Here is a 23916-nt window from a genome sequence, read left to right as displayed (position 1 = left end):
GACGGACACCCTTGCCCTTGGCTAACAGTTCCTACTGCCAAGCCTGTAGCGGACTTTCACCGCCAAGTTATCGCCCGTGCCGGGCGCACTATAAAGGACATCCCGCCAGCCCTCAGGCTGACTGATGTCCTTCATCAAGTGACTATTTGTTATACAAAGGCTGGCATAGCCTCCGAGGAGAAGTTGATCGTTTGCAGCATAATCAGCAGCGCGCGAATCGTATCCAGGGAAGTCATACATACCACACCATTCTCTACCGCTTCACGACGAATCCGGAATCCGTCACGCTGCGGTGTTTTACCCTTAGTCAGGGTGTTGAACACAAAGTTCGCTTCACCGCTGCGGATCATATCGAGAATGTTAGGAGAGCCTTCGCTTAATTTGTTCACAACCGTTACCGGAATGTTCGCCGCTTGAAGCGCAGCAGCTGTTCCGCCAGTTGCCATAATTTTATAACCGAGTCTGTAGAAACCTTCAAGCAGAGGCACAGCTTCGTCTTTGTCTTTATCCGCTACCGTTACCACAATTGCTCCAGTAGCCGGAATTTTCATTCCCGCTCCGATCAAACCTTTGAACAAAGCTTTGGCATAGTTCGGGTCACGTCCCATAACCTCACCAGTAGACTTCATCTCAGGGCCGAGCGTAGGCTCAACCCGGCGCAGCTTCGCAAAGGAGAACACTGGTACTTTAACCGATACATGATCTGTTTCAGGCCACAGTCCATCGACATACCCAAGGTCCTTCAGTTTCACACCGAGGATCGCTTGTGTTGCCAGGTTTGCCATCGGAATGTTGGTTACTTTGCTCAGGAAAGGCACGGTCCGGGAAGAACGCGGGTTCACCTCGATCACATAAACCTGACCCTCATGGATAACAAACTGGATGTTCACCAGTCCGACCGTTTTCAATTCCTTCGCAATTTTGATGGTGATCTCTACAATTTTCTCTTTCAGATCAGCAGACAGGTGCTGCGGAGGATATACCGCAATGGAGTCACCAGAGTGTACCCCTGCGCGTTCGATATGCTCCATAATACCCGGCACCAGTACCGTTTCGCCGTCACAGATGGCGTCTACCTCAACCTCTTTACCCAGCATGTAACGGTCGATCAGAACCGGGTGCTCCGGATTGATTTTTACCGCCTGCTCCATGTAAGTCAAGAGTTCTGCATCGGAGTATACAATCTCCATTGCGCGACCACCCAGGACATACGAAGGACGAACAAGTACAGGGTATCCGAGCGCCTGAGCTGTTTCCACCGCATCGTCTACTGAAGTTACTGTTTTGCCTTTTGGCTGTGCAATCTCAAGGCGAGAGAGCAGACGCTCGAACTTTTTGCGATCTTCTGCTTCATCAATGCTTTCCAGGTCCGTTCCGAGAATCGTCACGCCTGCGTTGCGCAGCGGTGCCGCCAGGTTGATCGCCGTTTGACCACCAAACTGCACGATAACCCCTACTGGCTGCTCTTGCTCGATAACGTTCATGACATCCTCGAAGAACAGTGGTTCGAAGTACAGACGATCCGATGTGTTGAAGTCTGTCGATACCGTCTCGGGGTTATTATTGATAATAACAGCTTCGTAGCCTGCTTTTTGCAGAGCCCATACCGCATGTACTGTGGAGTAGTCAAACTCGATCCCTTGACCGATACGGATTGGACCCGAACCAAGCACAACAACCTTTTTCTTGTCGGAAGGCAGAACTTCGTTTTCCGTTTCGTATGTCGAATAGTAGTACGGTGTTGTTGCTTCGAACTCGGCCGCACATGTATCTACCATTTTGTAAACTGGACGCAGGTTCTCCTCGTTACGACGTGCTCTGACTTCTGCCTCTGTTGTCAGTGTACCACCAGGCTGCCCTTCAGCGCGCAATTCTGCGATAGCACGATCAGTGAAACCAAGGCGTTTCGCCTCATACAACGTCTCGGAAGTAAGTTCCGATTCTGCGCGAACACGATCTTCGAATTGAATCAGTCCTTCAATTTTATCCAGGAACCACCAGTCGATCTTCGTCAGGTCCTGAAGCTGCTGCAATGTATATCCTCTGCGGAAAGCTTCTGCCACCAGGAACATGCGCTCATCGTCCGCTTTAACAAGTCTTTCATTCAGTGTTTCTTCATCCAGTGTTTCTGCACCTTTGAGGTAGAGACGGTGTACACCGATCTCCAGGGAACGAACCGCTTTATGAATGGATTCTTCAAAGGTACGGCCAATCGCCATGACTTCGCCTGTCGCTTTCATCTGTGTACCCAGCTTGCGGTTCGCCGTTGTAAACTTGTCGAACGGCCAGCGCGGGATTTTGCTTACGATATAGTCCAGCGTTGGCTCAAAGCAAGCGTACGTCTGACCTGTAACCGGGTTAACGATCTCATCCAGCGTATATCCCATGGCAATTTTGGCAGCCATTTTCGCAATCGGGTATCCTGTAGCTTTGGAAGCCAAAGCGGAGGAACGGCTTACCCGTGGATTAACCTCGATGACATAGTATTGGAAGCTATGCGGATCAAGCGCAAACTGCACGTTACATCCACCCTCGATGTTCAGGGCACGGATGATTTTCAGGGATGCCGAGCGCAGCATTTGGTATTCACGGTCAGACAACGTTTGGCTTGGCGCCACAACGATACTGTCCCCTGTATGAACGCCAACCGGGTCAAAGTTTTCCATGTTGCAGACAACGATACAGTTATCGTTTTTGTCACGCATAACCTCGTACTCGACTTCTTTCATTCCGGCGATGCTCTTCTCGACCAGACACTGACCGATCGGGCTGTAACGAAGTCCGGCTGCTACGGTTTCACGAAGCTCTTCTTCGTTCGCACAGATACCGCCGCCTGTACCACCAAGCGTGTAGGCAGGACGAACGATGATTGGATAACCGATCTCACCTGCAAATTGCAGGGACTCTTCCAGGGTTGTCACGATAACACTTTCAGGTACCGGCTGTTCCAGTTCACGCATCAGATCACGGAACAGGTCGCGGTCTTCCGCTTTTTCGATGGAAGTGAGCTGTGTTCCGAGCAATTTCACATTTTCACGTTCAAGTACGCCTGCACGTGCCAGCTCTACCGCCATGTTCAGCCCCGTTTGACCACCGAGTGTTGGCAGCAAGCCGTCCGGACGCTCCTGACGAATAATCTGAGTTACAAAATCGAGTGTAATTGGCTCGATGTAGACTTTGTCTGCCATATTTGTATCTGTCATGATTGTCGCAGGGTTGCTGTTGATGAGTACAACTTCCACGCCTTCTTCTTTCAGAGCCTGGCAAGCTTGCGTACCGGCATAGTCGAACTCGGCCGCCTGACCGATGACAATTGGACCGGAACCAATCACCAGGATTTTTTTGAGATCTTTGTTAATCGGCATGTTATTGCGCTCCTTTCACTGCGGCTGCCAATACGGCTTGACGCGGCTTTTGCGGGTTAGTGATCTTGTGCTGACGAATCATCTCGATGAAACGGTCAAACAGGTAGCTGTTATCATACGGTCCTGGCGCTGCTTCCGGGTGATACTGCACGGAGAAGGCAGGATATTTTTTATGTTTCAGACCTTCAATGGTCTTGTCATTATTGTTGATATGTGTAACTTCAAGATCTGTGCTCTTCACAGACTCTTCGTTTACAGTGTAGCCGTGGTTCTGGGATGTGATGAAGCAGCGTCCGCTCTCCAGCTCTTTAACCGGGTGGTTGCCACCGCGATGTCCGAACTTGAGTTTTTCCGTATCCGCTCCTGCTGCCAAAGCGAACAGTTGGTGACCAAGGCAGATGCCGAAGATCGGGTATTCGCCCAGCAGTTCACTGATCATGTTCACGGCATGAGGTACGTCTTTCGGGTCTCCAGGGCCGTTGGACAGTTGAATGCCATCCGGGTTCAGTCTGCGAATCTCGTCAGCCGTTACGTCATGAGGTACGACAACAACGTCACAGTTACGTTTGCTCAATTCACGCAAAATCCCTGTTTTTGCACCGTAGTCAACTAGGACGATTCGTTCTGCTGTACCCGGGCTGTTGTACACATGCTCCGTAGATGTCATAGGCACCTGGTTACGCAATTGCTCAATCGTAGTGTCCCCCATCATCTCCAGCAGTTCTTCGACAGGTTTCGATCCTGTTGTGAGAATTCCCTTCATTGTACCGTGGTGACGAATCCGGCGAGTCAACATCCGTGTATCAATCTCGCTGATGCCTACGATTCCGTATTCTTTCAGCAGATTATCCACGCTGTATTCCGCACGCCAGTTGCTTGGTGTTGGCTCATGGCGTCTTACGACAAAACCATGTACATATGGACGAATGGACTCAAAGTCATCCCGAGTAATACCGTAGTTACCAATCAGCGGGTATGTCATCGTCACGATCTGTCCGCAGTATGAAGGGTCTGAAAGCACCTCTTGATAGCCTGTAATTCCCGTATTAAAAACGACCTCACCTGTCGTTTCACCTTCCGCACCAAATGCTTTACCGGTGAACAGTGTGCCGTCTTCCAACAATAATCTTGCCTGTCCCTGCATCCCATCTCACTCCTCTGTGTTTATCAAAGTTGAATTCTTGGAGTTGAACATGTGTGGCGTACGTTGGCGGTAGCTTCGTGGTCAGAAAACCCTACGATCGCTGTTATCCCCGGATTACTTGATTCCATTTTTCAAATGGGGTAATCCGGTGATAAAGGCGAACGCTTCGCTTCTTCGGGCTCTTTCTGCCCACTCCGCAGTTACGTTCGAGTCTATGTTCAAAAGCAGGATTCAACTTTTCCTTTGTTGCGTATATTTGACTCAAGGCATGACTTGCCTTGAGTTTGTTCATAAAAAGAAGTTACTTATTAAGCTGGTATTTATATAGAAAATTTATGTTATGAGTACCATTTGTATCTTTTTAACGATGTATTACGTCAGCATGTTGCTGTTTTATTGCTGTAACGTGTTATTCCATACGCTTTTGCCATCCACCCATGTTTGTACCGGCCAGCCTCTCAGCTTCCAGCCTGTGAATGGTGTGTTTCTTCCCTTGGTCGCAAACGTTGCCGGGTCAACGGCTTTCTCTTCACCCAGATCAATCATGGTCAGATCGGCGGGTGCTCCTGCTTCCAGCTTGCCCGTATCCAGTCTGAATACACGAGCCGGATCAGCCGTCATGCGTTTCACCAGGAAATCCAGTGTCCACAATCCCGTTTCAACAAACTTGGTGTAAAGCAGCGGGAAGGCTGTTTCGAATCCAACGATACCGAATGGTGCAAGTTCCATGCCTTTTGCCTTCTCTTCTTCACTGTGCGGTGCATGGTCGGTCACGATCATATCAAGTGTTCCGTCGAGCAAACCTTCGATACAAGCCTGCACATCACGTGGCGAGCGCAGTGGCGGATTCATTTTCCAATTCGCATCCATACCTGGGATATCTTCATCCGACAGCACCAGGTGATGAGGACAAACCTCTGCGGTCACCTTGATACCGATGGATTTCGCCAGACGGATCAAACGAACCGATTGCTCTGTGCTGACGTGGCACACATGGTAGTGTACACCTGTTGCTTCAGCCAGCAGAATGTCGCGGCCTACATGAATCGCTTCGGATTCATTCGGAATACCTTTGATCCCGTGGCGCTTGGAGAATTCACCTTCGGTCACATATCCGCCCACAACCAGTGAATCATCCTCACAGTGAGCAATGACCGGCATATCCATGCTGGCTGCCAGACTCATGGCATCCTTCATCATCTGTGCGTTTTGTACACCGACTCCATCGTCCGTGAAACCAATCGCGCCTGCGGCTTTCAAGGCAGCAAAGTCGGTCAGCTCGCGTCCAAGCTCGTTTTTGGTTATTGCCGCATAAGGCAGCACTTTAACCAGATCCGCTTCCTTCGCTTTGTTCAGCACCAGCTCTACAACCTCTGGTGTGTCGGTTACAGGTCTTGTGTTTGGCATGCAGGCAATCGTTGTAAAACCACCCTGTGCAGCGGAGCGTGCGCCTGTTTCAATCGTCTCTTTATGTTCGAATCCAGGTTCTCGCAGATGCACATGCATATCGATCAATCCAGGAATAACCAGTTTTCCTGAAGCATCTGTTACATTTTGCGCTGACTTCTCGGCGTTCCGTACGATTTCACTTTCCGGGTCAGCGATCGTTTTAATTTTACCTTCTTCTATAAGAATGGTTTTCCGTTCAAGTTCCCCTTCTCGATTCAAGACGTTTGCGTTTTTAATCACCTGTACCATAATTGACCTCCGCTTCAGTTCTGTCCAGCAGTTGAATCCGCTGAATGAATGGTTTATCGTCTACTCTGTTTATTGTTCTGCAAAAACATCGTCTCGCCAGCCTATGAATTTCGTTCAGACCCTGTTACAGCTTCATCGCACGTTCCATAACCGCCATGCGGATCGGAACTCCGTTAGCCATCTGCGGGAAAATTCGTGAAGCTTCGCTCTCCACAACCGCATCATCTACCTCGACGTTACGGTTTACAGGAGCAGGGTGCATAATAATCGTGCTTGGCTTCAGGCGGGATGCCCGTTCTTCCGTCAATCCATAGTGTTCACGATAATCCTCAGCTGAAGTGATCAGTCCATGCTGGTGACGTTCAAGTTGAACCCGGAGCATCATGACTACATCAGCATCCAGCGCTTCCTCAAGAGCCACATAAGGTGCGTGCTGTGCAAGCTCGGGAGCTTGCATCGTTGGTGGTGCACAGAAGCGCACATCTGCACCAAACTTTTGCAATGCCCACAGATTGGAGCGCGCGACCCGGCTGTGCAAAATATCTCCGATGATCGACACTCGCAAGCCTTTCAGTTCACCGAAGGTTTTCCGCATCGTATAGAGATCAAGCAGTGCCTGCGTTGGATGCTCATTGTTCCCGTCTCCCGCATTCACAAGTGGCACGTTCACTTTCTGAGCCAGCTGCTGCAGCACACCAGCCGGTTTCAGGCGAATAACGCCCGCATCAATGCCCATCGATTCCAGTGTGCGAACCGTATCGTAGATCGATTCTCCCTTTTCCACACTGGATGCAGCTGCCGTAAAGTTCAGCACTTGAGCTCCCAGACGTTTCTCGGCCATCTCGAAGGAGAAGCGGGTACGCGTGCTGTTCTCAAAGAACATGTTGGCTACAAAGCGAGATTCCAGAATAGGAACCAGCTTTTCTTGCTGGGCTTCCCAGTGGGCTGCACGATTCAGAATGGATTCAATCTCTTCACGGCTAATGTCCTTAAGTCCAAGCAAGCTTCGGTCTTTCAACGCTGTCTGTGTAATCATCATGCCTGCTCCCCCCGGTTCTGAATGATTTTGACTTCGTCCTGTCCATCCGTTTCCATCAGCGCAACCTCGATCTCTTCTGATTTGGAGGTCGGCACGTTTTTGCCGATAAAATCAGGTCTGATCGGAAGCTCCCGGTGTCCGCGGTCTGCGAGTACAGCCAGCTGTATGTTCTGGGGTCTCCCGCAGTCCATCAGCGCATCCATCGCAGCCCGAATCGTACGTCCGGTGTACAGCACATCATCGAACAAGATTACTTTCTTGTTGTGGATGGAAAGGGATTCAGGTGTCATAATCAACAGCTCCTTGCGGCTCGCCTGATTGTTATCCAGACGGTCATCGCGATAAGGGGTTACATCCAGTTCGCCCCATGGAACTTTAGCTCCTTCAATCTCTTCAATCTTGGCGGCGATTCGTTCGGCCAGGTACACTCCGCGTGTGCGGATTCCAACCAGTACGCAATCGTCGATACCTTTGTTCTTCTCCAGTATTTCGTGGGCAATCCTTGTCAGTGCTCGGCGGATCGCCGTTTCATCCATAATGACATGTGTTTCTGTGCTCATGCGTTCAGCCTCCTCAGGATGTTCCTTCGAAACCATGGCCCCGTGACGAGGAGAACAAAAAAGACTCCTTGCCGTGTTTATTGGCAAGGAGTCTCCAAACTTCAGACGTCGCTGAAGAACGTTTACTCTCGGGATGCATCTCTTATCTGCCGCAGCAAATAAACGATGTATCATTCACGTTACCTTGCCAGTCTCACGGGACTGATTTAAAGGTGCTATTCATGTCGTGCATATGAGGAACCTCACAGAGTTCTATCTCATTATGCCCGTTTGTCTTCATGAATTATGACAGAAAGACAACTCTCTGTCAACACCTCACCATCTCAGGTGCATATCCTCTGCTTTATCTATGATTAGAATCAGCATTTGGGCCGAAAAACATCCATGTCACGTCACATGTCATTCGTCGTTTATAATTATACATCAAACCTGTATATTTATCCATAGACAAATGAGAAATTCGATATAGCCAAAATAACCCTCTACCTGCATCCACAGATGCGGCAAAGGGTTAAGAATACTTTTAATGGACGGAGTCTGAATCTTGAAGGAACATACGATCCTGCTCCAGTTGTTCATAGGACTGCTTTATCGTAGATAAGGTCTCGATATGACGATATATATTATTACCAGCCGTAATAAGCACAGATAACATAAGCAGAACGAATAGCGCATTTTTGCCCAAGCCCGGACGAATACGGATGATTAAACCTCCACCCAACAGGAAGAACGCAAACAGATAATGTCCCGCATACAGGTACATATCGTATTGAAACACAGCCAGACCGAAGCCCACAACAACATGAAGCAAAAAGGCAAACAGAATATACGGCACAAGGGTCCACACTTCACGTTCACGAATGGCCTTAATGAAGCCCATGAGTGCCAGCAGTAAAATAAAGATACCTGTAATCTGCACGTAGATTGGATTGGAACGAGACAGATCCGTTACAAAGGCTGCCATGCCAGGGTCCAGCAAATGCATCTTCGGTGTCAGCATCGGATTGATGGTTAACATGTTCAATGCTTTCCAGTGAACCGCTAACTGGAATGGCGTTGCGTAACTGGTCCCGCCATTTTGAATACCCAACAGCCAGTTACTAACCCAGCTGCGACCTCCAAATGCAACATATTGAACACCTGTTAATACGGCAATAATCAGAACCGCCAGTGCCATGATGCCGATGTATTTTTTCAAATTCGCCTTATTGCGCCATGCATGCATATTGAAGAATGTGGCAGCAGCAAACGGTACGATATTGGTCGATGTTAGTCCGAAGTTAATCGACGCAAGCAATGCATTAGGTACATATCGTACGTCCTGACGCTCACGAGTATACTGCATGTAAACTACAGAGAGCAGAATAACGAACTGTACATACGGATACGAGTCCGGAATCAACGCGGTGTACATCAAGTAGGAACTGAAACCAAACAGTAAGGCGAACAGCAGCGGTGTGATCGTCGGTTTGTTTTCTTTTTGACTCAGGAACAGATACGCCAGCACCACCGAACCCGCATTGATCAACGATTGCAAAATTAGAAAGAACCAGTTGCCTCCCAGCAGCTTCGCTATAGCCGCAAGGGCGACTGCGAGAAAGGAAATGAGTGGATGAATAACGGAAGAACTGTTGTCGCCGTAATACATTGAGGGATCAAAGTTGAATAAATTGATCGGAAACAGCGTCGTATTAAACGGAGTATACGCCCCAAGCATCTCTGCATTATTTTCAATGTACAGAACATACGAGCCGTTCATTAAACCATAGAACAGAGCAAATCCCGCAAACAGAAAAAAGGCTGTCCAGTTGGCTCTGCGATTATAAAATAAGTAATCTAAAAAGTTCATGCTTTCATTTCACATCCTGATTAATTAAGTTCTAAAATACTAGTAACAGTAGGCCACCCATAATACATGCCACACCTATCCAGCGTAAAGGACCCACCATCTCCTTAAATATCAGCCGCGCTATGATAAGAGTCCAGACATATGCTAATGCGTTCGCAGGCAGTACAACGGTTAATGGGAGAAACTTCAACAACACAATGTTCAGCAACGCACCCGTTCCGTAGAATCCGAGTCCCATGAGCACATGCAGACGATTGCGACTAGATGCATAAGCTTTCAGTCCGGCCCCACCCAGTGCACCACACAACGTCATGACAATTAATACGGCAACCATCCAGCTATCGATCAACACTAGTTAATGTCACCCCGATTCCAAGCAACATGACTGCTGCCAGCTTCTGCACCGTAATTGCTTCCCCAAGCAAGAAATATCCATAGATTAAGGCAAATACGTAACTTGCACACATCAGAGGATAAGCAACAGAGAGTTTTTCCAGAGCAAAAGCTTTAATCATCAAAATCGCTCCTAGTCCATAACACAGAAAACCAACACCCAGGTAGATCCACTCGGTTAGTCCCCATTTCCAGAACAATTGACCCGTTGCTGTCAGTAAAGCGGAGATGAGCATCAACCATTTACCGGTATGACGAGATTTTTTTTCCCCCCACGTTAATGCCTCCATGTCTGGAACACTGTTGTTAATAAAGTAGCGTTGACTCACAAGCTGCATGACTGGAAGATCGGATAACGAGTCCGAGTAGGAACATGACTGATCATAGTCAATTATCATGTTCTTCTCACTCAGATAAGCCTGAATTCGGCGTACCTTCTCCTCCCCTTTGCAATTACTGCCTTCAATTCTGCACGTGTAACCATTTGCATGACGGACCAGTTCAGTCCCAATTACATGATCCACCCAGGGAAAGTTTTTAAAGTATTTCATATAGGCATGCGGAGACGCGGTGACCAGCAAGACATGGTAGCCTGCTTCCTTGCGATGCTGCATCTCCACACTGGCCTCAGCAAAAATGGACGTACGCAAGCGAGTATCAAAGAAATGTTCCAGATCTTTCTCAGACATGCGCTCAATTTCTTGAAAGTAGGAGCGCTTGACTCGTTCAACCGTCATGAATCCCGCTTTGAATAAAACCGTATGTAATGCAATAACGGGCAATCTCCATACCTGCCACGGGTAACGACGAACACCATAATGTACAAATTGAAACATGGAATCACTGCGTATAATCGTTTTATCAATATCAAAGATCGCAACTTTCGTGCTTTTCACCCTGATCCCCCTCAGCCTTTATTCAAAGATTGCAAAGATTGTAACAACACTTATCACATACAAAATAACCGTAATTAATATGGGCTTGTCCTCAAACAGCACACGATCAGGCGAACCTCCCTGGTTCTTCATATGGATCAGATACAGGTAACGGAACATGCCATAAATGACCAGTGGAATTGTCCACATCAGGTGAATGGTTCGATCTGAAGTGAATGTGAACAGGGAGTAGCTGATAATCGTAGCTGTCGTCACAATCGTATTGAATTGGTCCAACAAGGTAATCGAATAGTTATCCAAAACTTTACGATGTGATCCTGTGTTCCCTTCAAGCAAGGTAAGTTCATTTCTCCGTTTGCCAATGGCCAGAAATAACGACAACAGCATTGTACAGATCAAAAACCACGGTGTGAAAGGTACACGAATCAGCACACCACCCGCAATAGCACGAAGTACAAAACCCGCTGCAATAGTCATCATATCCAAGATAACGAGATGCTTCAGAACAAATGAGTACGACACATTCAACAGGAAATAGACGATACACAACACGCCGAATAGCGGGTTCACCACAAAAGCTGTTCCTACGGAAAGGATCAACAGTATGATTCCAAACAACAAAGCATGAGTCGGATTCACCTGCCCAGAAGCAATGGGACGATACTTTTTAACCGGATGCTGCTGATCCCTTTCCCGGTCTACAAAGTCATTCAAAATATAAACACAACCTGCAACGAGGCTAAAAAGAAAAAAACCAAGCAAAGTCGCAAGAATGGTTTCAGTCCGAATCTCCTCAAAAGAGAATAGTAACGCAGCAAATAACAGCAGATTTTTAGTCCACTGTTTGGGTCTCAAAATCTTTAACATCCCAATAACTCTGCTACTGGAATAAGGAGAGCGTGCAGTTGTACTAGTATCAGAATGAGTAAATGGCAATGTTCTTAACTCCTTTCAAAAACAACTCTACTTAAAATAAACGTCAAATTCTAATCATATGTTACATGTATAATTTTGTAAAGTCACATTTATAAAATTCACATTTACAATTATTTTTGTAATGACGGATTGTCAAGTCAAGTGCGACAGTGCCTCTGAAAAGGATTCGTGAGCTGTTCTCCACCCCAAGCATTTTCGGGGTCTTTTATTGATTAAATCCAGAGAATGAGCGAGATCTTCGTCCTCCACTTGAGCAAAATCGGTGCCCTTGGGGTTGAACTCTCGAAGTAACCCATTCCCATTTTCGTTGGAACCGCGTTGCCAGGATGAATGCGGGTCAGCAAAATAAACGTGCAGGCCATGGGTCGTTTCCAGTATTGGCATAGCCAGCAAACTCCTTGCCTCGGTCAACTGTAGCCGTGAGGAAAGTCCCTGTGGGGTACTGTGAGATGGCTACACCAAGCGCGATCTCCATGGACAATGCGGTACGATCAGGCATGAGAATAGCCGTATACAGACGCGTTTTACGTTCAATGAGTGTGGCTACGCAGCCTTTCTTTTCCCACGACCTGACACGACGGTATCCAGTTCCCAGTGCCCAAATGTTCGCGGGAACGGACTTCTTTCGGACGATCTGAAATGGTTCTGCCAATGGCGAATTTACCGCGAGTTTCTGCGGGTTTCTGACGCTTCCCTTTGTGACGTAAGACTCGTAATGTGCCCTGAACCAAACGTCCTGCGTAGATCCAGCGATAGATGGTTTTGAAGGAGACTTCAGGCAGACCCTCGACACGGAAACGTTCGGTAATCTGTTCCGGAGACCATGTGGCCCTCAGCTTGTCCTCGAGCGAGGCAGCTAAGGCAACGGACCATTTGTCGGTGGATATCGAAGCTTTGCGACGTTCCAGATACGTATTCTGGGCTTGTTCTGCTTCGTAGAATTCGGATGAAGCTGTACGCGCTAATTCACGACAAATGGTCGAAGGATGTCTGCCCAGTTCCTTTGCAATGGCTCGTGAGCTCTTGCCTAGCTGGTGGAGGATTTCTAGCTTGCTGCGTTCGATTATGCTAAGATGTGTTTAGCTCATGGTGGATTCTCTTTGTGTGAATGGTTGTTGTGGTGACTTCATTCTACACGAATCCGGCCATGGGCCCTTTTTATTTATTTCCAGTAGGTGTCGCACTTCATATTACAATCCTTCTTCTAATAAATTCAACAAAATATATAAAAACAATTAATTGGAAAATACTAGTTGACTTGTGTCTTAGTTGGTTGTATATTACTAGTTGTAAGCCCGAATAACATATTTCTAATATTCATTCTAGGAGGAAAACAAGTGAACCGTAAAATGAAATTTTTAATGACAGCGACTCTGGCTACCGTAACAATCCTGAGCGTATCGCCTTTGTTAGCTTTAAACGAAGCTCAGGCAGCTCGAAGCACTAATCCGAACCTGGACATCGTTACTCCTTACGCGATTGATAACGAAAACTCAATTGCAAACGCTCCAATTTCCGGAACTAGCTTTAACAAAAAATTCAATATCAAAGCGAATTACGGATGGGTGAAAGTTTGGGTTGAAAATACATCAACCGAAACGCTGACTGTCCGAGTTACGCAGAGTACACTAACTGGAACGGAAAAAATGTTATTTACTGTTGCTCCAGGTAAATTTGAGACTAGATATGCAGAAAAGCCTTGGGCTACTGGTGATCATTATGTAAGCATCAGCACTAAAAACGGTGGGACCATGTCAGGATTGCTGTCTGTTAAAATGGCAACCACGAAGGATGAGCTTTAATAAGGATTTAAAGAACCCTTGCTGATCTAATCTGACCCTCATGTGAGGATATTTTGAATTAGGATGGTTCAATTGTCTTTTAAATGCCCAAAGGAGGTCTCCTTCGGGCATTTTCCGTGTTTGGACATCGATTGAACCAGATCCTTCTTTCTCAGCTATTTTTGGTAGGGTCACATGTTCACACCTCAAAAAGAGGCTTCCGTTGCATAATGTCATAAAGATAAGATGCAGTGTAAAATCAAGAACAAGAGCAGGCTATCGAAAAAATAGCCCGCTCTTGTTCTAGTACGAAAAAAGGACTCGACAAGTAGATGGAAGTGTGTGGGGAAGGCACTTGAAATAACGAGGATGTTACGCCAATGAATGAGTATGCAAATTCGCTAAAAGAAACGCTAGCATTTCATACTAGAAATGGCTGCCGCACCACCTTATGTGAATAAACCAGAAAAAGATTTTACCCGAAAAAAGCTGCCCTTTGAAAGGGTATGCCACTCCTGATTCAATGCGGGCAACAGCCTGTATAACGAACCTTGGAATTACAAGGATATGACGTGAACACGCAACCACTTCTATTTTTGTTGGACAGGAGAATACAATACTGCCGTCTGCATTTACAGAGTCCTATAAAGATATCAAGAATTACGGAGGGTATCAATTACTTGCCGTTGACGGTTCGGATTTGCATATCGCAACGTACTTTGCGAATTTTCATAGTCAACCGAACACGAAAGACTATTACCTTCTGCATTTGAACGCAGCCTATGACTTGTGCACGTGAATGCCCTAGTTCAGCCAGGAAGGTTGTGCAACGAGGGTAGGACACTGGCTACGATGGTCGATCGTTCCCCGACCAAGAGCAAAACCATTGTTATTGCCAATTGAGGGTATGAAAGCTACAACAATTTCGCGCATATCAAGCGCAAAGGATAGAACTATTTCATACGTGTAAGGATTTGAAATCGAATGGTATTCTTTCGGGCTTTCATTTTCCCTCTAACGGAGCGTTTGATCGTGACGTTTATCTGACACTCACTAAAAACAAACCAAAGAGATCAAGAATAATACATAAATTCACAAATTATCCTCTTTAACATCATTTTTTTTTTGGGATTTGTATGAGAAGTTGTTTTACCCTCGGGTTTCTAACGGCTCTTATGAAACCGTCATTACAGATCTCTCATCTTCACGGTTGTCGTTTACGTGTTTAGGCATTTCCTGCGCTTAAGAAATGATGCCCCCTCCCGATATTAAAGCACTGATTCACAAAAACATTTTGCTAATTGGTCCAGGGCTGAAGAACACAACAAAATCCGCTGCGCTGAAAATCAGTTGTTAGCTTCGTCTACAGAGTAGCTTAATTCGTTTCACATGAATATTTTTTTAGCGGATCTCCCCTCTCTTTGTTTGCTGTACACTTTTTCCTTGCTTGGACCAATAAAACAAACGGCACAGGGCTTTTCCTGTGCCGTTTCGGATTCCATTTTTATTTCCGCTCTTGTCTTTGAGCTAAACTTAATGACATTAGCCGCTGGAGAACCTCTGTATTTGTGAATATAGGTAGACATGAACGCTCGAATTAAAATTCGAATTGCACGTCACTCAGACGACGTTTGATTTCTGCAATAACACGTTTCTCTTCTTCTTCGCCACTCGCAATGAACGTCACGGAGAAACGAACAAAGTTACCTGCATCATCCCAAGGTACAGATGAAATCAGCTTCTCACGAATCAGGAATTGGGAGAAGTCTTCTCCTGACTCGAAGCGACGTCCACCGACAACACCTTTTGGTGCTTCAACATAAAGGAAGAAAGAACCTTTTGGTTTTTCCGCCTGAAACCCTAGCTCGTTGAGTGCTGCAACCAGCATATCGTGACGACGGGAATACTTCTCTGCAATTTTCTCCGTAATTTCCGGATGATTCAATCCGTAAGCCGCTGCCTTCTGGATCGCGATAAATTGACCGGAATCGTTGTTGTCCTTCACATCACTGAATGCTTTGACAACGAGAGGGTTACCTGCTACGAAGCCAATTCTCCAGCCTGTCATGTTGTACGATTTGGAGAGGGAGTGCAATTCCACCCCTACATCCTTGGCACCCGGTACAGAAAGGAAGCTGAATGGCTTTTTGCCATCATACGTCAATGCTGCATATGGAGCATCGTGCACAACAACAACATTGTATTTTTTCGCCCATTCAACTACCTCTGTGAAGAATTCCACTGTTGCACTTGCACCCGTCGGGTTATTTGGATAGTTCAAATAAAGCAATTTTGCACGTTTAGCAATATCTTCGGGAATAGCTGTCAGGTCAGGCAAGAAGTTGTTTTCTTTCGTCAATTGAACGTTAAACACTTCTCCACCGAGATATTTGGTATGCGTACCCATTACCGGGTAACCAGGAACCGTCATAATGGTTACGTCTCCCGGGTTGATGAAGCAGGAAGGCAGCATCGCCAAAGCGGGCTTGGAGCCGATGGAGTGAACAATCTCCGTATCCGCATCAATTCCATCCACGTTAAATACGTTTTTCAGGTAGGCTGCTGCCGCTGCCTTGAACTCAGGGATACCGTTATCGGCATATCCGCGGTTCTCCGGCTTGGCCGCTTCTGCAGCAAGTGCAGCAACGATGCCTGCATCTGCCATTTCATCCGGTTCACCTACCCCAAGGTCGATCAGCTCGACATCGGGGAAGTCTTTTTTGGCAGAAGCTTTGGCACGTTTGATTTTCTCGAATTTATAGATGTTAGTGTCTTTACCATAGTTGGAGCCGCCGATACGGTCGGCAAAATTAGTTTGGATGTACGTTTCTTGATATTGTTCAATACTCATAAATGCGATTCATCTCCTCATTGTGACGCAAATTTCTCATGTCTTAATATGAAGGATTTGAGCAAACAACACCATGGACAAAATATCCGAACATTTGTACTTTCTACAAACGTCAGCGGCTTCTGAGCGAAGCCAGTACATCCTCCATATCCTGCGGGATCGGCGCGCTGAATTCCATGTATTCCCCTGTAGAAGGATGTACGAAGCCAAGCGTTGCAGCATGCAAGGCCTGTCCATTCATTTTGATCCCTTTGTTGCGTCCGTATGTCGGATCACCCACGAGCGGATGCCCGATAAATTTCATATGCACCCGAATCTGGTGGGTACGTCCTGTTTCGAGCTTTAACTCCAGCAAAGTGTAATCGTTAATGCGCTCCGTCACTGTAAAATGAGTCACCGCATGTTTGCTGTTGCGCTCGGTCACGGTATACATTTTACGATCATTCGTGTCACGGCCAATTGGTGCATCAATCGTACCTTGATCATGGCTCAGATGACCATGCACCAGCGCAATATAACGTCGGTTTACGCTATGTTCTTTCAACTGTGCAGCCAGAGAAGCGTGGGCACGATCATTTTTGGCTGCCATAATCAAACCTGACGTGTCCTTGTCAATCCGGTGCACAATTCCCGGACGCAGCTCCCCGTTAATGCCGGACAGATCCTTGCAATGATACATCAAAGCGTTCACAAGCGTGCCTGACGTATGACCTGGTGCCGGGTGCACAACAAGTCCGCGCTGTTTGTTAATGACAATGAGGTCACTGTCTTCATAAACCACTTCGAGCGGGATATCCTCTGCAATAATCTCCACAGCTGCCGGCTCAGGAATCTGCAGAACAATCTGATCGCCTTCAGACAGCTTGGCGTTGGCTTTCACAATAGCACCGTTTACTGTAACCGCACCGTCTCCGATCCATAGCTGGACCTGTGAACGGGATACGTCCTCTAAAGCATCGGTAATGTATTTGTCCACGCGTTCTTTCTTATGTTCAGCGGCAACGGTCCATTCCATACGTTCCTCACCGTTAAATTCTTCTTCGTTATGAATCTGTTCTTCATTCACATTACTCATGATGCTCATTCCCTTCAATCTTTGCAGCCGCTTTCTCACGGCGTCCTTCCAATAATGTCTCCACAATGATTAATGCTACTCCGATACAGATCGCCGAGTCAGCAATGTTGAAGATGGGAAACGTGTAACTTCCGAAATTAAGCTGTACAAAATCTACAACTTCCCCTGTCAAAGCCCGGTCAAGGAAGTTGCCGATCGCTCCACCAAGCACCAGGCTAAGAGCTACTGGCAGCAATTTGTGCGGTGTATCTTTTACCTTTTGCAAATACCAGATCAAAGCGACAACCACAATAATTGTAACCACAATAAAGAACCAGCGCTGGTCCTGCAAAATGCCAAACGCCGCACCTGAATTACGATGGGAAGTGATGACAAAAAAATTGCCAATGACCGGAATCTCTTCTCTAAGCTCCATCCGGGTAGCAATCAGGTACTTTGTTCCCTGATCGACTAAAAATACGATAAAAGCTAGGATATAATACACCACGTTTGTTGTCACTCCGTTCTTGTCTTTTCCAGCGATAACACGCATTCGCCAGACTTATTTATTGTAGCACAGCTATTTAGAAATCGTCCATGACGGGCAAACGCTCCGGTCCTCAGATTCCTTGGAGAAAGCCTTGGAAATAGCGATAACATTTGCCTTCTGTAATCCCGCCTGAAAAGGCACATCCTAGATTGGAGACATCAACCGGATTCCGAACGAACCAGAAAGGGGAAAGCCATGTCACATTTTACAGCCAAGCAACTGCAATCACTGCGTTCCCAGCTAATGAGCAATAAACGTGATATTGAACACCGATTGTCCGAGAATGAACACTATGGCTTGGGGGATTCTCTAAAGCTTCAGACCGGAGAACTGTCACCAATCGATAATCATCCTGGCGATTTAGCTACAGAGGTATATGAACGAGAGAAGGATATTTCCCTGCTTGAGCATGATGAGTTTCAACTTGAACGCATTGATTCTGCCCTGCATGCGATGGAAGAAGGTCACTACGGAACCTGTGCAGTCTGCCAGCAGCCGATTCCTTATGAGCGTATGGAAGCTGTCCCGTACACCAAATACTGCAAAAAGCATCAACCCGAAACGGTCGTTTCCGAGAACCGCCCTGTGGAAGAACAATTTCTTGCCCCGGCGTTTGGACGTACCAGTCTGGACGAACGAGAGGATCAGAACGGCTTCGACGGTGAAGATGCCTGGCAGATTGTAGAGAGCTGGGGAACCTCCAATACTCCTGCAATGGCAGAAAGCGGTGATATCGACAGTTACGATGTGATGGCTATTGAAGCTGCAGAAGAGCTGGACGGTTTTGTTGAAGCATACGAGAGCTTTGTGGCAACAGATATTTATGGTCATGATGTATCCATTGTTCGTAATCGGCAGTATCGGAAGTACCTTGAAAATGGTGAAGGGTCAGGACTGCTCGAACCGGGCTCCGAGGAGAATTAATACGTATTCATATCCAGCTGACGCTGCACGATACGCACAATATCAGCGATGTAATCTCCGACAATTGGAAGGTTTAAAGCACCCAGAACCTGTAACACATAGATAATCGTTGCTGCAAAAAAAGTAAATCCAATGGCGATCCCAACACCTCTCGCCGTTCCAGACAACAGATTTAACCAGATGAGCTTCCATGGTCGGTTCAGCAGCTCTGTATACTGTGCAATGCGTGAACGCTCCAGTTCATTCGCGATCCGGCTCGTTAATGTATGTAATTCTTCAATTTTGTCTTGAGACGTATCCACAGATTCCGAATTAGGGACGGCTGGAGTGGATGCGGCTGGCTGGTCCTGTTTGCTCATATTTCGCTCCAATCGTTTATAATATTGATGCAAGTTCACTATTTAATCATTTGATCCAGGTTCACAATTTAATCATTTCCTTTTCACGCAAAAAACAAACGAGCCCAGCTTCAGGAATCGCTTCCCTGGCTGCGGCTCATTTATGTTGGTTCACGATTTAACTAGGTTATCCTAATCTTAATAAACTACTCTACAGGCTACGCTTCAATGTAGATTCCGATCGCTTTGCCTCCGGCATCTACACGTTCCATGTCATCAGCCGTACCAAAGGTCACGTCTGTTACAAGTACGTTCTCGCGCAGAACTTCGTCAAATGCTTGAATCGCTGCTTGAAGATCCGCATCGACATCCAGCGTCAAACGTACTCTTTTCTCAATCGGCAGATCGAGTCGTTTCCGTGTATCCTGAACAGCTCGAACGACTTCACGCACCCAGCCTTCCTGTTCAAGTGCTTCCGTGATTTCTGTGTTCAGTGCAACAGTAAGACCATAACCTGACGCCGATGCAAACCCGGACTTCGCCTGCTTCTCAACCAGCAGTTCCTCGTTCGTCACCTGCAGCTCCTCTCCTTCTGGAGAAACGACATTAAATACACCTTCCGCTACCACTTTCCGTGTCTCATCCGCAGTCATGCCTTTGAACAGGTTTTGCAGGAAACCTACGTTTTTGCCGTATTTTTTACCCGCAACCTTCAGGTTCAGCTTGAGTGTAAAGTCTACGAATTCCGCATCATTATGCTCGGTACGGATTCCTTTGACATTGATCTCTTCCTTGATGATCTCTTCATAACTTGCCAGATCAAAGCCTTTATCCAAAGAAACGATCAGTTCGGACAATGGCTGACGTGTTTTAATGCCCGTTTCATTACGAACGTTACGAGCCAGCTCTACCACGCGGCGAGCCGTTTCCATATCCTGCTCCAGCGCTGCATCGATCAAGGCTTCATTAGCTGTCGGGTAATCGTCCATATGCACGCTCTCACCCGTCGTCAAGTTCAGATAGATATCTTCAGCCAGCATAGGTGTAAATGGCGCTACCAGCTTCGCTGTAGTCACCAGCACTTCGGTCAGGGTACGATACGCATCCAGCTTATCCTCTGTCAGACCACTTCCCCAGAAACGGTCACGGGAACGACGAATGTACCAGTTGCTCAGCTCATCTACAAACGCTTCAATAGCTTTGGAGGAATTCAGGTAATCATTCACAGCCAGTGCTTTTTCCACAACAAGGATCAGACTGTTAAGTCTCGACAGAATCCAGCGGTCCAGCTTGTGTGCAGACAACTGGAACGGATGCTCCTGCGGATTGAATCCATCGATCGTTGCATACAGCGTCAGGAATGCATGGGTGTTCACCAATGTATCGACCATTTTGGATTTGGCTTCCCCAACGATGCCTTTGGAGAAACGTTTGCTGTTCCATGGTGCGCTGTCAGACAGCAATGCCCAGCGGAACGCATCCGTACCGTATTCCTCGATAACCTCCCATGGGTCAATGACGTTGCCTTTGGATTTGGACATCTTCTGGCCGTTCTCGTCCAGTACGTGCCCTGTTGCCATAACGGCTTTGTAAGGTGCTTTGCCTGTCAAAAGGGTGGACACCGCGAGAAGGCTGTAGAACCAGCCGCGCGTCTGGTCGATGCCTTCACAGATCATATCCGCCGGATACTGCTGTTCAAATACTTCTTTATTTTCAAAAGGATAGTGCTGCTGTGCAAACGGCATCGAGCCGCTGTCGAACCAGACATCAATTACTTCCGGCGTACGTTTCATTTCATATTTGCCACATGAGCTGAGCACCTTCACTTCATCCACATACGGCTTGTGCAGCTCGAGATTTTCAGGCACCTCTCCGATCGCACGGGCGCGAAGCTCAGCAATGCTGTGGGGTGCAAACTGTTCCCCTGTCTCTTCACATACCCAGATGTTTAGCGGCGTACCCCAGTAACGGTCACGGCTGATGTTCCAGTCCACGAGGTCCTCCAGAAACTTCCCGAAGCGGCCTTCACGCACATGCCCTGGATACCATTCCACTTCGCTGTTATTGGCGATAAGCTGATCCTTGATCGCTGTTGTCTGGATAAACCAGCTGTCCATTGCATAGTACAGAAGCGGTGTATCACAACGCCAGCAGAATGGGTAGCTGTGCTCGTATTTTTCCTTGCTGAACAGGCGACCATTTTCGGACAAGTATCTGACGATGTCGATGTCGCAGTCCTTCACAAATCGGCCAGCAAAATCCGTCACTTGTGGAACAAATTTGCCTTCCAGATCAACCATATTGACAAAGCTGATGCCATTCTCGCGGCATACACGATAGTCATCTTCACCGTGTGCAGGAGCCATGTGAACGATACCCGTACCGCTTGCATCCGTTACAAAGGAGGCACCTAATACGATATTTGTTTTCTCTGCCTGAACATAATTAAATGGCGGACTGTAGGTTTTGCCAACCAGATCGGCGCCCTTCAGTGTGCCAATGATCTCATATTCACCTTTGCTGTCCTTCATGACCTTCTCTACAAGATTGGTTGCCATGATGTATACTTCATCGTTTTGACGTACACGGGAATAATCCATCTCCGGGTTGACCGCAAGTGCCACGTGAGAAGGCAGTGTCCAAGGTGTTGTCGTCCAGGCCAGCACGAACTCACCGCTATCATGCAGTTTGAACTTGGCTGTAGCACTCAGGTCTTTGACATCCTTATAGCCTTGTGCAACTTCATGCGAGCTCAACGTTGTCTGGCAGGAAGGACAGTACGGACTAACGCGATGACCGCGATACAGTAGCCCTTTTTCGTGAATTGTCGCAAGGATGTTCCATACACTTTCGATGTAGTTGTTATCGAGCGTGATGTATGGATTATCCATGTCCGTCCAGTAACCGATGCCTTCCGTCAAGTCGCGCCATTGCTGCTCGTATTCAAATACGCTCGCTTTACATTCGTTGATGAATTTCTCCACACCGTAATCTTCGATCTCCCACTTGTGAGAGATACCCAATTTTTTCTGTACTCCGAGCTCTACCGGCAAACCATGGGTATCCCATCCAGCTTTACGAACGACACGGTATCCCTTCATCGTATTGTAACGACCAACAAAGTCCTTGATTACACGTCCGAGCACGTGCCCGATATGAGGTTTACCGTTCGCTGTAGGCGGGCCTTCATAGAAGACAAAGTTTGGCTTGCCCTCCCGATTTTCAATGGAACGTTTAAAGGTGTTCTCTGTCTTCCATTTATTTAACATGCGTAATTCTCTCGCACGTGCTTTCTCTTTGACGTCAACTCGCTGCATGCTGCTCAACTTCCTTTCTCTTATTAAATCAATATTGGATTGCTCGCGATGAGCACTTCAACCTCTTCAGGTTTTCCCTGCCTTCCGCTCCAACCGCCGTTTGAGAACACAAAAAAACCTCATCCCTGGAAAGGGACGAGGTTCTGCTCGCGTTACCACCCTAATTCTGTTCATCACAAACCACATTCAGATCCCTCTGAGTATGCTCTGTCATCAACAGCGCTTAAGCCCCGCTATAATGCTGCAGGGTACCGTTATAACGTACGGCTTACGGTTCGGCTTACACACGGTCATGCTTACACCGCTTCAGCGTCACTTCTCCGGGAAGATATTCGGCTATAACTCATCCGTTGGTTTGCACCAGACACCAACTCTCTGAGGGATGAAATCATAACGTACTGAGCCCGTCATGGAATCACTATTCAATATGATATAGTTATAGCTTCTTTGCCCGCAAAAGTCAACCGGGCGGCAGACTAATAAATCTCTTTCATCTCCCGCTCACGGTCCTTTACTTCCTGTTCCCGGCTCTCCAGCGCTTCCCAGCCATCTTGAGTCAGCAATTCAAGCTGAGCTTCTACAAGCGTGCGGAAACGTGCGCGATAGATCGAAGCCTGCTTTTTCAATTCTTCCACTTCCAAAGCAATCTTGCGGGACTTGCCAAGCGCTTCGTTCACGATTCGGTCAGCATTTTTCTCTGCTTCCTTCACGATGAGCTGCGCTTCTTTCTTCGCATTGTTTTTCACATCATCAGCAGCTTCCTGTGCAATGATGATTGTTTTGCTGAGCGTTTCCTCAATCGTAGCAAAATGATCCAGCTTTTCCTGAACGGACAGCAACTGATTGCTCAGCTCCTTGTTCTCGCGAATGACGCCTTCGTAGTCTTTGATGACTTGATCCAGAAATTCATTGACTTCATCCTCGTCATACCCGCGCAAGCGTCGGGAGAATTCCTTGTTATGTATGTCCAGCGGCGTTAATGGCATGCTGTCCACCTCCTGTAAAAATTCCTTCCCAATCCAGAGAAGGTTTGCAGCACATGGGTTCCACCCAAGAAGCCGTAGCAAGACACCTGTAGCTGGCATCTGGTACGGAATGAAGGACCTGCCTCGACTTATCAGAGGTCCATTGACAACATGTACTTTAATGTATATCGGAAACACCAAGTATTTTTTTACCCTTTTACCCTTTACGTTTAACATTTCGACAAGAATTCAGATT

The 23916-nt window shown here is 47.1% G+C and carries 17 protein-coding genes, 1 pseudogene and 1 other annotated feature; of the genes and pseudogenes, 2 read left to right on the top strand and 16 right to left on the bottom strand.

Features of this window, described 5'->3' with window-relative positions; translation table 11 throughout:
* Positions 1-149 precede the first annotated feature (149 nt).
* The 10 genes and pseudogenes from carB to HNR77_RS08165 form a co-directional block, all read right to left on the bottom strand.
* On the bottom strand, positions 150-3365 hold the full coding sequence (carB, locus tag HNR77_RS08215) for a carbamoyl-phosphate synthase large subunit (protein WP_184182380.1): 3216 nt from the start codon (positions 3363-3365) through the stop codon (positions 150-152).
* A 1-nt stretch (position 3366) separates the two neighbouring features.
* Positions 3367-4509 carry a glutamine-hydrolyzing carbamoyl-phosphate synthase small subunit gene (gene carA, locus HNR77_RS08210; RefSeq protein ID WP_184182378.1) on the bottom strand — a complete coding sequence of 381 codons (1143 nt, stop codon included), beginning with the start codon at positions 4507-4509 and terminating at the stop codon, positions 3367-3369.
* 393 nt (positions 4510-4902) lie between these two features.
* A complete protein-coding gene (locus HNR77_RS08205) occupies positions 4903-6207 on the bottom strand; it encodes a dihydroorotase (protein ID WP_184182376.1) in 1305 nt (434 codons plus the stop codon).
* 124 nt (positions 6208-6331) lie between these two features.
* A complete protein-coding gene (locus HNR77_RS08200) occupies positions 6332-7243 on the bottom strand; it encodes an aspartate carbamoyltransferase catalytic subunit (protein WP_397366371.1) in 912 nt (303 codons plus the stop codon).
* Positions 7243-7806 (bottom strand): bifunctional pyr operon transcriptional regulator/uracil phosphoribosyltransferase PyrR, encoded by a 564-nt coding sequence (gene pyrR / locus HNR77_RS08195; protein WP_184182374.1) that lies wholly within the window; start codon positions 7804-7806, stop codon positions 7243-7245. Before pyrR ends, HNR77_RS08200 begins: the two co-directional genes overlap by 1 nt.
* A gap of 523 nt (positions 7807-8329) precedes the next feature.
* On the bottom strand, positions 8330-9655 hold the full coding sequence (locus HNR77_RS08190; protein WP_184182372.1) for a DUF6080 domain-containing protein: 1326 nt from the start codon (positions 9653-9655) through the stop codon (positions 8330-8332).
* A gap of 31 nt (positions 9656-9686) precedes the next feature.
* On the bottom strand, positions 9687-10007 hold the full coding sequence (locus HNR77_RS08185; protein WP_311768593.1) for a DMT family transporter: 321 nt from the start codon (positions 10005-10007) through the stop codon (positions 9687-9689).
* On the bottom strand, positions 9994-10944 hold the full coding sequence (locus HNR77_RS30225; RefSeq protein ID WP_311768592.1) for an HAD-IB family hydrolase: 951 nt from the start codon (positions 10942-10944) through the stop codon (positions 9994-9996). Before HNR77_RS30225 ends, HNR77_RS08185 begins: the two co-directional genes overlap by 14 nt.
* Before the next feature lie 18 nt (positions 10945-10962).
* Entirely contained in the window at positions 10963-11880 is a 918-nt protein-coding gene (locus tag HNR77_RS08170; protein ID WP_184182371.1) for a decaprenyl-phosphate phosphoribosyltransferase, read from the bottom strand.
* A gap of 132 nt (positions 11881-12012) precedes the next feature.
* Positions 12013-12947: pseudogene (locus tag HNR77_RS08165) on the bottom strand (IS30 family transposase).
* A 270-nt stretch (positions 12948-13217) separates the two neighbouring features.
* Here HNR77_RS08165 and HNR77_RS08160 point away from each other — a divergent pair.
* Positions 13218-13682 (top strand): hypothetical protein, encoded by a 465-nt coding sequence (locus HNR77_RS08160; RefSeq protein ID WP_184182370.1) that lies wholly within the window; start codon positions 13218-13220, stop codon positions 13680-13682.
* Positions 13683-15258: 1576 nt separating this feature from the next.
* Here HNR77_RS08160 and HNR77_RS08155 read toward each other — a convergent pair.
* The 3 genes from HNR77_RS08155 to lspA all read right to left on the bottom strand — a co-directional run bounded on the left by HNR77_RS08155 (position 15259) and on the right by lspA (position 18074).
* Positions 15259-16512, bottom strand: coding sequence for an LL-diaminopimelate aminotransferase (locus HNR77_RS08155; RefSeq protein WP_184182369.1), 1254 nt, complete (start codon positions 16510-16512; stop codon positions 15259-15261).
* Between the two features lie 112 nt (positions 16513-16624).
* The gene (locus HNR77_RS08150) at positions 16625-17587 is read right to left on the bottom strand and encodes an RluA family pseudouridine synthase (RefSeq protein WP_184182368.1); all 963 of its coding nucleotides are present in this window, start codon (positions 17585-17587) and stop codon (positions 16625-16627) included.
* Entirely contained in the window at positions 17580-18074 is a 495-nt protein-coding gene (gene lspA / locus HNR77_RS08145; protein WP_090923795.1) for a signal peptidase II, read from the bottom strand. The genes HNR77_RS08150 and lspA overlap by 8 nt, the downstream gene beginning before the upstream one ends.
* Positions 18075-18311: 237 nt before the next feature.
* Here lspA and HNR77_RS08140 point away from each other — a divergent pair, with 237 nt between their 5' ends.
* Positions 18312-19040: a TraR/DksA C4-type zinc finger protein gene (locus HNR77_RS08140; protein WP_184182367.1), complete on the top strand. Its 729-nt coding sequence runs from the start codon at positions 18312-18314 to the stop codon at positions 19038-19040.
* On the opposite strand, the gene HNR77_RS08135 is transcribed toward HNR77_RS08140, so the two are convergent.
* The 3 genes from HNR77_RS08135 to HNR77_RS08125 form a co-directional block, all read right to left on the bottom strand.
* Entirely contained in the window at positions 19037-19399 is a 363-nt protein-coding gene (locus HNR77_RS08135; protein WP_184182366.1) for a DUF5665 domain-containing protein, read from the bottom strand. The genes HNR77_RS08140 and HNR77_RS08135 overlap by 4 nt on opposite strands.
* 197 nt (positions 19400-19596) lie before the next feature.
* Positions 19597-22695 carry an isoleucine--tRNA ligase gene (gene ileS, locus HNR77_RS08130; protein WP_184182365.1) on the bottom strand — a complete coding sequence of 1033 codons (3099 nt, stop codon included), beginning with the start codon at positions 22693-22695 and terminating at the stop codon, positions 19597-19599.
* Between the two features lie 128 nt (positions 22696-22823).
* Positions 22824-23115: a binding site (T-box leader), on the bottom strand.
* 56 nt (positions 23116-23171) lie between these two features.
* Positions 23172-23681 carry a DivIVA domain-containing protein gene (locus tag HNR77_RS08125; RefSeq protein WP_111271926.1) on the bottom strand — a complete coding sequence of 170 codons (510 nt, stop codon included), beginning with the start codon at positions 23679-23681 and terminating at the stop codon, positions 23172-23174.
* Between the last annotated feature and the right edge of the window lie 235 nt (positions 23682-23916).

Source organism: Paenibacillus sp. JGP012 (genome assembly GCF_014203995.1).
Taxonomy (GTDB): Bacteria; Bacillota; Bacilli; order Paenibacillales; family Paenibacillaceae; genus Paenibacillus; species Paenibacillus silvae.
The sequence above is the reverse complement of the archived record's forward strand: the minus strand, read 5'-3'. Positions and strand labels throughout refer to the sequence as shown.